The organism is Sphingomonas pokkalii (assembly GCF_003096275.1).
Classification (GTDB): Bacteria; Pseudomonadota; Alphaproteobacteria; order Sphingomonadales; family Sphingomonadaceae; genus Sphingomonas; species Sphingomonas pokkalii.
Genome location: NZ_QENQ01000001.1, coordinates 698,324 through 711,351, shown reverse-complemented (window position 1 = coordinate 711,351; position 13,028 = coordinate 698,324). Strand labels below are relative to the sequence as shown.

General features: G+C 67.0%; 15 protein-coding genes. 1 reads left to right on the top strand and 14 read right to left on the bottom strand.

The window, feature by feature from the left end; all coding sequences use genetic code 11:
• Positions 1-39 precede the first annotated feature (39 nt).
• The 6 genes from fabI to DD559_RS03340 form a co-directional block, all read right to left on the bottom strand.
• Complete coding sequence (gene fabI / locus DD559_RS03370; protein WP_116467942.1) at positions 40-843, bottom strand: enoyl-ACP reductase FabI; 804 nt, start codon at positions 841-843, stop codon at positions 40-42.
• A complete protein-coding gene (locus tag DD559_RS03365) occupies positions 840-1,790 on the bottom strand; it encodes a YihY/virulence factor BrkB family protein (protein ID WP_438270415.1) in 951 nt (316 codons plus the stop codon). Before DD559_RS03365 ends, fabI begins: the two co-directional genes overlap by 4 nt.
• Before the next feature lie 18 nt (positions 1,791-1,808).
• A complete protein-coding gene (locus DD559_RS03360) occupies positions 1,809-2,741 on the bottom strand; it encodes a DnaJ C-terminal domain-containing protein (protein WP_116470683.1) in 933 nt (310 codons plus the stop codon).
• Between the two features lie 38 nt (positions 2,742-2,779).
• Positions 2,780-4,330, bottom strand: a complete 1,551-nt coding sequence (locus DD559_RS03355) for a UdgX family uracil-DNA binding protein (RefSeq protein WP_438270365.1) — start codon at positions 4,328-4,330, stop codon at positions 2,780-2,782.
• Between the two features lie 3 nt (positions 4,331-4,333).
• Complete coding sequence (locus DD559_RS03345; RefSeq protein WP_116467940.1) at positions 4,334-4,819, bottom strand: hemerythrin domain-containing protein; 486 nt, start codon at positions 4,817-4,819, stop codon at positions 4,334-4,336.
• Between the two features lie 81 nt (positions 4,820-4,900).
• Positions 4,901-6,148, bottom strand: coding sequence for a putative DNA modification/repair radical SAM protein (locus DD559_RS03340; protein ID WP_116467939.1), 1,248 nt, complete (start codon positions 6,146-6,148; stop codon positions 4,901-4,903).
• An 86-nt stretch (positions 6,149-6,234) separates the two neighbouring features.
• Here DD559_RS03340 and DD559_RS03335 point away from each other — a divergent pair, with 86 nt between their 5' ends.
• Positions 6,235-7,440: a glycosyltransferase family protein gene (locus DD559_RS03335; RefSeq protein WP_116467938.1), complete on the top strand. Its 1,206-nt coding sequence runs from the start codon at positions 6,235-6,237 to the stop codon at positions 7,438-7,440.
• A gap of 24 nt (positions 7,441-7,464) precedes the next feature.
• Here DD559_RS03335 and DD559_RS03330 read toward each other — a convergent pair whose 3' ends face one another.
• The 8 genes from DD559_RS03330 to DD559_RS03295 all read right to left on the bottom strand — a co-directional run bounded on the left by DD559_RS03330 (position 7,465) and on the right by DD559_RS03295 (position 13,013).
• On the bottom strand, positions 7,465-7,875 hold the full coding sequence (locus DD559_RS03330) for a hypothetical protein (RefSeq protein ID WP_116467937.1): 411 nt from the start codon (positions 7,873-7,875) through the stop codon (positions 7,465-7,467).
• Positions 7,876-7,935: 60 nt separating this feature from the next.
• On the bottom strand, positions 7,936-8,469 hold the full coding sequence (locus DD559_RS03325) for a demethoxyubiquinone hydroxylase family protein (protein WP_116467936.1): 534 nt from the start codon (positions 8,467-8,469) through the stop codon (positions 7,936-7,938).
• Positions 8,466-8,960: a disulfide bond formation protein B gene (locus DD559_RS03320; RefSeq protein ID WP_206364437.1), complete on the bottom strand. Its 495-nt coding sequence runs from the start codon at positions 8,958-8,960 to the stop codon at positions 8,466-8,468. The genes DD559_RS03325 and DD559_RS03320 overlap by 4 nt, the downstream gene beginning before the upstream one ends.
• Complete coding sequence (locus DD559_RS03315; RefSeq protein WP_116467935.1) at positions 8,957-10,285, bottom strand: S41 family peptidase; 1,329 nt, start codon at positions 10,283-10,285, stop codon at positions 8,957-8,959. Before DD559_RS03315 ends, DD559_RS03320 begins: the two co-directional genes overlap by 4 nt.
• 65 nt (positions 10,286-10,350) lie before the next feature.
• Positions 10,351-11,523, bottom strand: a complete 1,173-nt coding sequence (locus tag DD559_RS03310) for a murein hydrolase activator EnvC family protein (protein ID WP_116467934.1) — start codon at positions 11,521-11,523, stop codon at positions 10,351-10,353.
• 3 nt (positions 11,524-11,526) lie between these two features.
• Positions 11,527-11,949: a 23S rRNA (pseudouridine(1915)-N(3))-methyltransferase RlmH gene (locus DD559_RS03305; protein WP_116467933.1), complete on the bottom strand. Its 423-nt coding sequence runs from the start codon at positions 11,947-11,949 to the stop codon at positions 11,527-11,529.
• Between the two features lie 24 nt (positions 11,950-11,973).
• On the bottom strand, positions 11,974-12,327 hold the full coding sequence (rsfS, locus tag DD559_RS03300) for a ribosome silencing factor (protein WP_116467932.1): 354 nt from the start codon (positions 12,325-12,327) through the stop codon (positions 11,974-11,976).
• A gap of 26 nt (positions 12,328-12,353) precedes the next feature.
• The gene (locus DD559_RS03295) at positions 12,354-13,013 is read right to left on the bottom strand and encodes a nicotinate-nucleotide adenylyltransferase (protein WP_116467931.1); all 660 of its coding nucleotides are present in this window, start codon (positions 13,011-13,013) and stop codon (positions 12,354-12,356) included.
• Between the last annotated feature and the right edge of the window lie 15 nt (positions 13,014-13,028).

Sequence of the window (13,028 nt, the reverse complement as noted above, 5' to 3'; positions counted from 1 at the left end):
CCCGGCGCGGCCAACGCGCCGGACCGGGCACCCGAGGGCTCAGGCCAGCGCGATGTCCGGCGCGTCCTCGGCCTTCATGCCGATGACGTTGTAGCCGGCGTCGACATGGTGGATCTCCCCGGTCACGCCCGAGGCGAGGTCCGAGAGCAGATAGAGGCCGGCGCCGCCGACATCCTCGATCGTGACGTTGCGGCGGAGCGGCGAGTTCAGCTGGTTCCACTTGAGGATGTAGTTGAAGTCGCCGATGCCGCGCGCCGCCAGCGTCTGGATCGGGCCCGCCGAGATCGCGTTGACGCGGATATTCTCCGGCCCCATGTCCATCGCGAGATACTTGACCGAGGTCTCGAGCGCCGACTTGGCGACGCCCATCACGTTGTAATGCGGCACCACCTTCTCGGCGCCGTAATAGCTCAGCGTCAGCAGGCTGCCGCCGTTCGGCATCATCTTCTGCGCGCGCTGCGCCACCGCGGTGAAGCTGAACACCGAGATGTTCATCGTCATCAGGAAGTTGTCGAGCGTCGTGTCGTAATAGCGCCCGCGCAGCTGGTTCTTGTCCGAGAAGCCGATCGCGTGGACGACGAAATCGATCGTCGGCCAGCGCGCCGCCAGCGTCTCGAAGGTGGTGTCGAGCGCGGCCATGTCGGCCACGTCGCAATCGATGAGGAAATCGGAGCCGACCTGCTCGGCCAGCGGCTTCACCCGCTTGAGCAGCGCGTCCCCCTGATAGGAAAAGGCCAGCTCCGCACCCTGGGCGTGCAGTGCCTTGGCGATTCCCCATGCCAGTGATTTGTCGTTGGCGAGGCCCATGATGAGCCCGCGCTTCCCTTGCATCAATCCGGTCACGTCTTCTGAATCTCCTGTGCTTGATCCCCCTCTAGACCGGCTTCGGGCATTTCCGCCAGAGCGGCGTTGAGCTCCGCCCCTACGACGAGGCCGAGGCCCACCAGGAAGAAGAAGATCAGCGCGACCATCACGCCCGCAAGGCTGCCATAGGTGGCGCCATATCCGCCGAGTGCGGCCAGCACCCAGGGCAAGCCGCCCGTGACACTGAGCCACCACAGGGTGGTGAACAGCGCTCCGGGCCATTTCGGGTAACAGCGCGCGCGATATTGCGCCGGCGTCAACGCGTAGAAGAGCACATAGAGCGCGCCGAACAGCGCCAGCCCCGGCAGGGCGCGGCCGGCAGCGGCAAAGCGCTGCGCCTCCGTTGCCCAGGGCAGGATGCGGTACAGAAACTGTTCGACCCCGGTCAGGATAACCTGGAAGGTAAAAGCCATCATCACCATCACCACCGCCGCCACGATCATGCCGATCGATGCGAGCCGATAGCGCCAGAAGGGCGTGTTCGAATGCACGCCATAGGCCTGGCGCAGGATGCCGCGGATCGTTTCGATGAAGCCCGCGGTCGTCCACAATCCGACGACCGCGCCCAGCCACAACAGCCCGCCGGTGCGGCTGTTCAGCACCTCGATCACCGGCTGGCGCAACAACGCCGCGACGTCGCTCGGCACGGTCTGCAAAAATGCTTCCAGCGCATGGATACCGGCGCCGGTGCGGCCGACCAGGCTTGCCAGCGCGGTTGCCACGATGAAAAACGGAAACAGCGTTACCAGCGAGAGATAGGCCAGGTTACCGGCATAGGTGAATCCTTCGTTGAAGGTCCCCAGCGCAATCCGCTTGGTGATTTCCACCATCCGGTCGGTGATGCCAAGATCCTGCAACCGCCGCGGAATCCCCCCGCCCGTCCGAAGCCGCCGCCCTTCGGGCGAATGCGGAGAGATTGAATTCAGCGGTTCTTCCACAAGGGATCAGACGCCCATGCGCGCGCGTGGGTTCCCCTTGTCCTGCCAGCTCTTGGCGAATTCGACCAACGCTTCGTCGTGCGCCGGCAGTTCGACCATCAGCGTTACGAACAGATCGCCACGCCCGCTCCCCCTTTTGTGGAAGCCGCGCCCCTTGAGGCGCAGGACCTTGCCCGAACTTGCCCCCTTCGGCACCGTCAGCATCACGGGGCCGTCCGGGGTTGGAACGCGCACCTGCGCACCGAGCACGGCCTCGTTGAGCGTCACCGGCAGGTCGAGCCGGATATCGTCGCCATCGCGGGTGTAGAATCGATGCGACTGGATCTCGATCGTTACGATCGCATCCCCCGGGCCGCCCGGGCCTTCCTCCCCCTTGCCCGCGAGGCGCATCTGCGTGCCTTCCTCCAGGCCGGCGGGCAGCTTGAGATCGATCGTCTTGCCGTCTCGCAGCGTGATCCGCTGGGGAGCGAGCTTCGCCGCGTCCTCGAACGAGACGGCGAGCCGATAGGCGATATTGGCGCCCTTGGGCTGGGGGCGCCGGCCAAAGCCGCCAAAGCCGCCGCTGAACCCGCCACCGCCGCGTTTGCCGCCGCCGAACAGTCCTTCGAAAATGTCGCCGAGATCCGCTTCTCCGCCACCGAAATCGAACTGTCCGCCGCCGGGGCGGAATCCGCCGGCGCCGCCCGCACCGGCGCCAAAGCCGAACGGCGCGGTGGGGTTGCCATCGCCATCGATCTCGCCGCGGTCGAAACGGGCGCGCTTGTCCTTGTCGGTCAGCAGGTCATAGGCTTGGGTGACCTGGCTGAACTTCTCCGAAGCCTTCGGATTATCCTTGTTGCGATCGGGATGCAGCTCCTTGGCGAGCTTACGATAGGCCTTCTTGATCTCGTCCTCGCTCGCGCCGCGCGCCACCCCGAGCGTACCGTATGGATCTGCCACCAATATCCCCAATGCATCCAATGCCGATTGCCCGCCCCTTACAGGACGGGGGTTAAAGCCGAAACATCGGCCTGAGGATCGTTTCGCGCAAGGGGCATCGCGCCGTCGAGCAGGGCCCGGGCGCCGCGCAGATCGGCGACGAAGTCGCGATAGGCCTGCGCGGCCGCCTCGGCGTCGGGCAGGCGCAGCAGGTAGCTCGGGTGCACGGTCACCCAGCCGGTGGCGCCGTCGGGCAGCGCAAGCTTCTGGCCGCGCAGCCTGGAAATCGTCGCCGCCTTGCCGGTGATCTGGCGCGCGGCGGTGGCGCCGAGCGCCACGACCAGCTTGGGGCGGACCAGCGCGACTTCCTGCGCGTACCACCAGCGGCAGGCGGTGATCTCGCCGGCATCGGGCCTGGCGTGGATTCGGCGCTTGCCGCGCGGCTCGAACTTGAAATGCTTGACCGCGTTGGTAATGTAGAGCTTGCCGCGATCGATTCCCGCCGCGTCCAACGCGCGATCGAGCATCTGCCCGGCAGGGCCGACAAATGCGCGGCCGGCAAGATCCTCCTGGTCGCCCGGCTGCTCGCCGACCAGCATCATATCGGCATCCAGAGGGCCCTCGCCGAACACCGTCTGCGTCGCCGGCGCGTAGAGCGGGCAGCGGGTGCACGCCGCCGCCTCGTCGCGCAGTGCCTCCCAGGCGCCCTGCACATTGCCGCCGACGGAATGGCGCGCCGTCTCCACCATCGCCGTCTCCCGCGCCCGGGCGCCGGCCACCAGTTCCTTGACCAACGCCGTCTCGGGCATGTTCTTCCAGTATTTGCGCGGCATTTCCTTCAGCATCGCACCGGTCTTCAGCCGCGCCGGATTGAAGATGGCGGCATAATAGGTCTTCCACACCGCCTCGACCGGATCGTCGGCGGGGGCGTCGCCGCGGCTGGCCGCCGGGCCTTCACTGAGCGTGGTACCGTCCCAATGGAGCGACACTTCGGGGGTTAGGATCGACCAGCGCATGTTCGCGAACCGCTCGACGAAGAAGCGGGCATTGGCCCGGACGATGTGATGTTCGGGTTCGAACCAGGCAATGAAGCGGGGGCCGCCCTCGTCGACCAGTTCGCGGAAGCGGACAAAGGCGCGCATCTTGTGAATATCGCGGCGTACCGCCTTGGCCATAAGCTCCAGCCGACGGACCAGCGGGTCTGCGCGGTCCTCGATCCGGCGCGGATCGGTGGCGAGCAGCGTGTAGAGCAGGGCAAAGCGCTGCGAGTCCGAATGCAGGATGACCGTCTGGGCGAGGTCGAGGAAGGCGCGGGGGACTTTTAGACGAGCGTCCCCCTCACCCTTCCCACTGCCTTCGGCAGCGGGCCCCTTCCCTCTCCTACAAGGGGAGAGGGAGTTGGACGCCAATTCTCCCTCTCCCCTTGTGGGAGAGGGAGGGAGCGCCGAAGGCGCGGAAGGGTGAGGGGGAGTCGGGGCAAACAGATCCCCCGGCGCATCCCCAACCCGCCAAACCACCTCCGCCGGCGCAACATGCGCCTGGGCCAGCGCCCGCGCTGCATCGCGCCAGCCTTCGAAATCATCCTCGGCGGCAAGCGTGACGGCGCGCAACGCTTACTCGCGGTCGTCGCCCGGCGGATGGGCTTCGGCCCGCGCCAATTCCTTGGGCTTGCGCTTCTCGAAGACCTTGCCCAGCCGCTCCTCCTCTTCGGAAGACAGCGCCTTCTCGGCCGTCGGGAACATCTCTTCCTCCTCCTCGTCGATATGGTGGAGGTACCGATCCTTCATCGCCCGGAACTTGGTGAGCCAGCCGGAAGACGCCATGTCGATGTCCATCAGCTCGCCGAGCATGTCGTCGACTTCCTTATGCTCGGACACCGAATGCCGCGCGTCCTCGCGCAGATCCGGATCGGCGAGCATCGTCGCATATAGCGATTCCTCCTCGGCCGCGGCATGGGACTGGAGTTCGAGGCGGAGCTGCTCGAACAGGTCGCGCCGCTCCTGGCTGTCGCCGGTCGTGACGTCGATCCTGGCGATAAGGTCGCGCTGACGATCATGGTCGGCGATGAGGTCGGCGAAGATGCGCGATTGCTTGGCCATGTGGGTCTCTCCCTGGTTTCCCAGCCCCAACCGGCCGCACGCGACTAGGTTGCTCGCGCGAGTCGTTCGCAAGCCCCCCCATCATGCCGCAAAAAGTTCGAGTTGCTCGGTTTTCGGCGCCAACCAGGCGCGCAGATCGGCCTTGTCGGTCAACGCCACGGGCCGCCAGTCGGCGGTGACGAGGAACGGGCGGATCTTCGCCAGCGAGACGGTGAGCCGGGCGACATCCTCCAGCCGCAGCCGCCGCCATTTTCGCGCCGCAAGGATCGAGGCGACCGCCTTGGTGCCCAAGCCCGGCACGCGCAGCAACGCCTCGCGCGGGGCGCGGTTGACGTCGACGGGGAAGCGGTCTCGGAAGCGCAGCGCCCAGGCGAGCTTGGGATCGATGTCGAGCGGCAGCATCCCCGTCGCCGGGTCCACCGCCTGCGCCACTTCGTCCGGGCGGTACGCGTAGAAGCGCATCAGCCAGTCGGACTGGTACAGCCGATGCTCGCGCATCAAGGGCGGGCGCTGGAGCGGCAGCACCGCGCTCGCATCGGGAATCGGGCTGAACGCCGAATAATAGACGCGGCGCAAACCGAAACGATCGTACAGCCCGGCCGCGCGGCCGATGATATCGCCGTCCGTCGCGGCATCGGCGCCGACGATCATCTGCGTCGACTGTCCGGCAGGCGCGAACCTGGGCGCCGAGCGGTAGCGTTTGCGCGCATCCGCCCCGTCCTCGATCGCGCTGCGCATCCCCAGCATCGCGCCTTCGATGCGCGGCGCGGATTTCTCGGGCGCCAGCCGCGTGAGCCCGGCCACCGTCGGCAGTTCGACATTGATCGAGACGCGATCGGCATGGAGCCCCGCCTGGTGGACCAGCGCCGGGTCCGCATCCGGGATCGTCTTCAGGTGGATATAGCCCCGGAAATCATGGTCCTCGCGCAAGCAGCGCGCGACCTCGACCAGCTGCTCCATCGTGTAGTTGGACGAACGGATGATACCCGAGGAGAGGAACAGCCCCTCGATATAATTCCGCCGATAGAAATTGAGCGTCAGATCCACCACCTCGGCCGGCGTGAACCGCGCGCGCCGCACGTTCGAGCTCTTGCGGTTGATGCAGTAATGGCAGTCGAAGATGCAGCTGTTGGTCAGCAGGATCTTGAGCAGGCTGATGCAGCGCCCGTCCGGCGCATAGGCGTGGCAGATGCCCATCCCGGTCGTGGAGCCCAGCCCCTTGCCATCCTTCGACGTGCGCCTGGTCGTCCCCGAAGACGCACAGGACGCATCATATTTCGCGGCATCGGCAAGAATCGCCAGCTTCGCACGGGTATCGAGTTGCGCCATTTGTTCCTTTTATGTTCCGAAACTCGCCGTGTCCAGATGGACGCTCGGCTATCGGCCCTGTACCAGCGAGGGCGAAGGGGTTCGGGATGATTCAGCGGATCGATGGGCGCGCCCGCGCGCTGGTGCTCACCATGGCGCTCACCTGCGTGCTCAGTTGGTGGTTCAAGGCGCATTGCACCGCGCATGGCTGGGTGAACGCCATCCAATATACCACCGGCTGCTATAGCGACGCGGTGCCGTTCTGGGGGCAGCGCCATGTCGATCAGGGGATGATCCCCTATTTCCAGACGCCGATGGAATATCCGGTGCTTACCGGGCTGCAGATCTGGCTCGAAGGCGCGTTGGCGCGCGGCCTTTTCGGCACATTCGCCAACGCCGCTACGTTTCTGGCCGCTGTAACCCTGGTCAATGCGCTGCTGGCGGGGCTGATCCTGTGGATGTTCCTGCGCGCCGGCATGGATCGGACCCGCCTGTGGCTCTGGGCCGCCGCGCCGCCGCTGATCCTCTATCTCGGGCATAACTGGGACCTGGGAGCGGGCACGCTCGCCGTCGCGGCGCTGCTCGCCGCCCGCCGCCAGCAACTGGTACTGGCGGCGGCGCTCGCGGCGCTTGGCGCGGCGGCGAAGCTGTTCCCGGTGCTGCTGCTGCCGCTGATCGGCCTTTCCGCACTGTTCGCGCCCGGCCGATCGTGGCGGGAGCGGATCGCCACGGCCGCCACCTGCACGCTGGTGGCGATCGGCACCTGGGCGGCGGTGAACCTGCCGGTCGCGCTGGCGGCGCCGGAAAACTGGTCCGAATTCTACCGTTTCTCGCAGGAGCGTGCGGGCACCGCCGGATCGGCGTGGGAAATCCTGGCGGCGCAGCAGTTCTGGAGCACGGGGATCGCGGAGCGCAATCTATATGCGGCGCTGGCCTTTGTGGCAGGCGCGGCGGCGATCATCGCGCTGGGCTGGCGGCAGCACCGTGCGCAGCTGTGGGTGCTGTTCACCCCCGTGCTCGCCTGGTTCATGCTGACGAACAAGGTGTATTCGCCCCAGTTCGACCTGTGGCTCTACCCGATGCTGGTGATGACGAGCCCCCGCCTCAAGCCGCTGGCGCTGTTCGTGATCGGCGACATCGCCGCCTATTTCGCTGAGTTCTGGTGGTTTGCCGGCCTGGAGGGAGCCTGGCCCTATGCGACGCCGCACGACATATTGATCGCCGCGAGCGTGCGCGGCATCGCGATGCTGTGGCTGATCGCGGACGCGGTGCGATTGCCCGCGCCCGCCTGGATCACGCGCGCACCGGCTTGATCCGGGGCCGGATCGGGGGCCGGATCAGGGCAACGGCAGGTCCGTCTCGGCCTTCTTCTGGGCGCGGCGCTCGGCGCGCGCAGCCGTGGCGCGCTGCACGAAACATCCCGTGCCCCCGCCTGCACCCACGGTCGAGCAGCTGCCGGTGCCGAAATTGCCGGCGGTCAATGCATCCTGAGACCGCACTGCCCAGCTTTCCCCTTTCTGCGGGGAGGTCGGCGTGGTGTCGCGGATCGTCTTGGGGATGCGGAAACGCTCGCCCTCGTCGAGCCGCTGGCACACGACGATTTCCTCCCCGTTCTTGTTGGTCGGGCATTTGTCGTTGCCATAGATGATCAGCACGCCGTTCTGCACGGCATTCTGCGCCTGGGCGGCACCGGGCAGCAGCAGCGGGGCCGCTACGGCCGCGGTGATGAAAGCGATCGTCTTGAGCACCCTGTTTCTCCTCTGCCCTAATCCGTTCCACTATCGTCGCAGACGCCTTAACGCCTGCTTTCAGATCCGCTTCGAAACCGCGATGGCGAATCGACAGCCGGCCCGGATCATCCCCGATAATAACGGATAGGCCGGCACATTCTCCGCACCCGATGCGATCGCCGTGTCGCGATGTTCGATTTCTTCGTCGCGAAAGCGCGCGACGGCGTCGCGCAGTTCCGGATCCTCGTCGCCCAGCTGCTCCAGCTGCTGCTGGTAATGCAGGTCGATCTCCGTCTCGATCGCGGCGGTGCACGCCATCGCCGCCTGCGGCCCCATCGCCGCCGTCACCACGCCCAGCCCGAACCCGGCCACATCCCAGAAGGGCTGGAGCAGCGTCGGCCGCACGCCGCGCTTCGCGATCATCGCGTCGAAGAAGGCGCGGTGATGCTCTTCCTGATTGGCCATGCCGTTGATCGTGCGCGCCGCCGTGGTACGGTCGCCCATCACCGCCAGCTGCCCCGCATAGATGCGGGTGGCGCCATATTCGCCCGCCTGGTCGACGCGCACCATCGCCGTGCGGCTTTCGCGCCGATCGCCCGGTTTCCAGCTCATCGTACCGGCCTCCTGATTGCGAGCAGAGCGATAAGCGCCGCGCCGCCCAGCGAGAAGATGGCATTAAAGCCAGCCAGGCTGATGCCGGCCATCGTCCATTGCGGCACGTCGCAGCGCACGATCGGCCGGCGCAGCGCTTCTGTCAGCATGTCCATGGGCGAGCCCTGGGTCGGCGCTGCCGTGCAGGCAGTGATGCCCTGCCACCAATGATATTCGGTGCCGGCATGATAGACGCCGATCGCGCCGCTGATCGCGATCAGCACCGCGGCGAGCAGCACCAATGCCGTCACCGCGCTGCGCCCGCGCACCGCAAAGGCAAGCAGCGCAACCACGATCGCAGCCAGATGCGGCCAGCGCTGCCACACGCACATTTCGCACGGCACCAGACCACCCAGAAACTGCGATCCGATCGCCCCGCCCAGCAGCGCCAAGGGCAGCAGCAACGCGATCCAGCGGGCAAGCGCCGGGGTCGTCCGCGGCATCACGCTCATTTGCCTTTCCCCGCAGCGCCGGTCTGCGCCAACCGCCCGATCGTCTGCAGGGCATAAGCGAGCTGGAAATCCTCGACGCCCTTCTTCTTCAGCTCTTCCGCGGTGGCGGCAAAGCGGGGATCGGTGGTGGTATCCTCTTCCAGCACGCCGTCATCCACCTTCTGCTGGTTGATCAGGTGGCGCCGCAGATCGGCTTCGCGCAGGATCGGGCGCGACTTGTAATCGGGATCGGAAAGCTGCGGGACCAGGATATCCGGCTTGATGCCGCCTTCCTGCACCGAATGGCCGGACGGCGTGTAGTAGCGCGCGGTGGTCAGGCGCAGCGCGGCGCGCTGGCCCATCGGCAGGATGGTCTGCACCGATCCCTTGCCGAAGCTGCGCACGCCCATCACCAGCGCCCGGTGATGGTCCTGCAACGCGCCGGCGACGATCTCCGATGCGGAGGCGGTACCCGAATCGACCAGCACGATCACCGGCAGCCCCTTGGCGAGATCGCCCGGGAACACGCTTTCGGCGTAATAGCGTTCGATATCCCCCTTCTCGCGGCCGCGCTGCGACACGATCTCGCCATGGCTGAGGAAGACATCGGAAACGGCGATCGCTTCGGTCAGCAGGCCGCCGCCGTTCGCCCGAAGATCGACGATATAGCCGAGCGGCTTGTGTCCGAGCTTCTTGTCGATCTCCTGGATCGCCAGCGCCGTATCGCCGCCGGTACGCGCGGTGAAGGTGTTGATGTTGATGATGCCGATGCCGTTCTTCACCTCCCACTTCACCGGCTTCTGGGTGATTATCTCGCGGGTCAGGGTGAATTGCAGCGGCTTGTCGGTGCCGGGGCGCACCACCGTCAACGCGATCTTGGTCCCCGGCTTCCCGCGCATCTGGGTGATCGCCTCGTCCAGGCTGCCACCGACGATGAACTTGCCGTCGAGATGGGTGATGAAATCGCCCGACTTGATGCCCGCGCGCGCCGCCGGCCCGTCCTCGGTCGGCGCGATCACCTTCACCGCGCCGTCCTGTTGCGTGACGGTGAGGCCAAGGCCGCCGTAATTGCCCTCGGTCTGGATCTTCAGATTATCGAAGTCGAGCCCATCGGCATAGCTGCTGTGCGGATCGAGCGCCGCCAACATGCCTTCGATCGCGCCCTTCACCAGCGTCTTGTCATCCACCTTGTCGACGTAATTCGCCTTCACGGTGTTATAGACTTCCATGAAGGTATCGAGCTCACGGTAGCTGCTGGTGTCGACTCCCGCCATGGCGCCGGATGTTATGGGAATGATCGCAAGCGCGCCGACGGCGGCGGTAACCTGTAGAAACGAACGCAGCATCAAGAGACTTTCCGGTAAGGCGACCCGCCTGATCTAGGAGACGATAACGGCTTTTGCACGGCCTGTCAGTCGAGCAATTGGGTCAGGTCCAGCGGCTCGCCCCGCCGGCGCAGCTCGACCGTGATCGCCGGCGCATCGCCTCGCCCGGCGCTGCCGATCCGCGCCCCCTGCGCCACGCGCATACCCGCCCGGACCTCCAAGGTGGCGAGCCCGGCGATCAGGCTCGTCCAGCCCTTGCCGTGATCCAGGATCACGACCCCGCCATAGCCGGGGAATGGCGCGGCATAGGCCACGGTGGCGGCGGACGGCGCGACGACCTGCGCACCCGGCGCAACCGCGAAGCGCAGGCCCCGGGCCCGCACCCCGGCCGAGGAAAGCTCGCCAAATCCGGTGACGAGCCGCCCGACAACCGGCAGGCGATAGGGTGCCGGGGCCCGGGCCGGTACCGGCGCCGCATCGGGCCGCGGCAACGGGCCGGACAGCCCCAACAATTGCGCCTGGAGCTGTTCGTCGCTTTCGGTGCGCCGGAAATGCGCTGCCAGGTCTCGCGCCGCCTCCCCCAACGCCAGCGCGCGATCCGCTTCCGCCAAGGCGCTGCGGCCGAGCACCGCCGCTCGCAACCGGTGGGACGCCTCCAGTTGCACCGCCGCCAGCCGCGCTCGCTCCAGCCCGGCGGTGCGGGCCGCGCATTCGGCGGCAGCGGCGGCAGCGGCGGAGCGCAGCTTCCGCGATCGATCGAGATCGGCCCGCACACCAGCGCTCCGCGCCTCGATCGCCGGCAACAGGCTCGCCAGCGTGGCGCGGACATGCACCATATCTTCTGCCGAACCCGGCTGTGCGAGCGCAAGCACCGCCGGGCGGCGGGCCATCGCCTGCAGCGCCGCCACCAGTTCCAGCGCCGGGCGCTGGCGCTCGCCAAGCGCTGCGCGCTGCCGCTCGCGCAAGTGATCGAGCAGGGCGAGCCGCGCCTGGGCAGCCGCGAGGGCCGCTTCGGCAGCCGTTACCCGCTCCGCCGCGGCATCCTGTTCGGCGCGCGCACGCGCAGCCTGATCGCGTTCGGCTGCCGCCGCCCGGTCGAATGCCACCGCGCGCGCTTCCGCCGCGCGGGCCGCTTCGCCGGCATCGAGCAACGCGCGCGCGCGGACCTGGGTGGTATCCGGGCGCGGCTGGCCCAGCGCACCCGCCGCGGCAATCGCAGCCAGCGCCGCCGCCAGGATCAGGCTGCGCCGCGGCCCCATGGTTCAGCCTTCACGGTGATAGGGATGGTTGGCAAGGATCGACGCCGCCCGCCACAATTGCTCGGCGAGCATCGCGCGGGCCATCATATGCGGCCAGGTCGCCTTGCCGAAGGAAAGCAGCATGTCCGCCGCCTTTCGATCGACATCGTCGAAACCATCCGCCGCGCCGATCAGAAACCGCGTCTCGCGCACCCCGTCGTCGCGCCAGGCGCCCAGCCGGGTGGCCAGCGCTTTGGAAGGCAGGTTCTCGCCGAGTTCATCGAGCATGACGACGCGGGTACCGGGGGCCAGAATGGGCATCTTGCCCCCGGTATCGGGCAATTCGGTGACGCGCACCGGCCAGGTCACCCGCTTCAGATAGCGGTCGACCAGCTCGGCCTCGGGGCTGCGCCCGATCCGGCCGCGCGCGACGATGTGCAGCAACATGGCGCGCGCGCCTTCGGTTTCAGATCAGGCCTGGCCCTCGAACGACCACATCCGCTCGAGATTGTAGAAGCTGCGCACTTCCGGGCGGAACAGGTGGACGATCACGTCGCCCGCATCGATCAACACCCAGTCGGCGGCCGGAAGGCCTTCGACACGCGGCGTGCGGCCCTGCTCTGCCTTCAGCTTCTCTGCCAGCTTCATCGCCATCGAGGCGACCTGCCGGGTCGAGCGACCCGATGCGATCACCATGTAATCGGCAATGCTGCTCTTGCCGGCGAGCGGGATCGAGACGGTTTCCACCGCCTGATCGTCTTCCAGCGAAGTGAGCACGAGCCTATGCAGCGCTTCGACGCTGTCGGCGTCGTTCGAACGCTGCATATTGGGGGATGTGGCCAAGGTTGCTCCTAGTCTAGCGACGTTCTGTGCGATGTGAGTGGAGACGGCGTCGGCGCTTCCTCTTCCATGCGTGGAGAAGTGCCGAGGAATCGCCGGTGCCAGGCAGGATCGGCAGCCCGAAGGCGCGTTGCCGACGTCGGATCGGGGCGGAAGCGCAACAGCACAAGTGCCGGCAATCTCCATCGCGTCCAATGTTTCGCCTGACCTGCGGGCCGCACAGCGCGCCGCAGCCAACCCATTGCAGGACTTGCATGGGCACCGCGATCATAGCCCGGACGCGCGATAACCGCAATCGGAACCTGACGGGCGATGTGCCGCCACCGTTCCCAGCGATGGAACTGCGCCAGATTGTCCGCCCCCATCAGCCAGATGAAGCGGTGATTCGGATAGAGCCGGGGCAGCCTGGTGAGCGTATCGGCGGTATAGCGGGTCTTCAGTTTCTTCTCGATGGCGGTCGGCCGGATCGGCGCATGCCGCGCCATCGCCCGTGCCGACGCCATGCGCGCCTGGAACGGCGCCATGCCGGCCTTGTCCTTGAGCGGATTGCCGGGCGAGACCATCCACCACACTTCATCGAGATCGAGCGCGCGCAGGGCATGGAGCGACAGCCGCCGATGCCCGCGATGCGCCGGATTGAACGAGCCCCCGAGAAGTCCGATGCGTTTCAAAGGTTTGGAGAAACG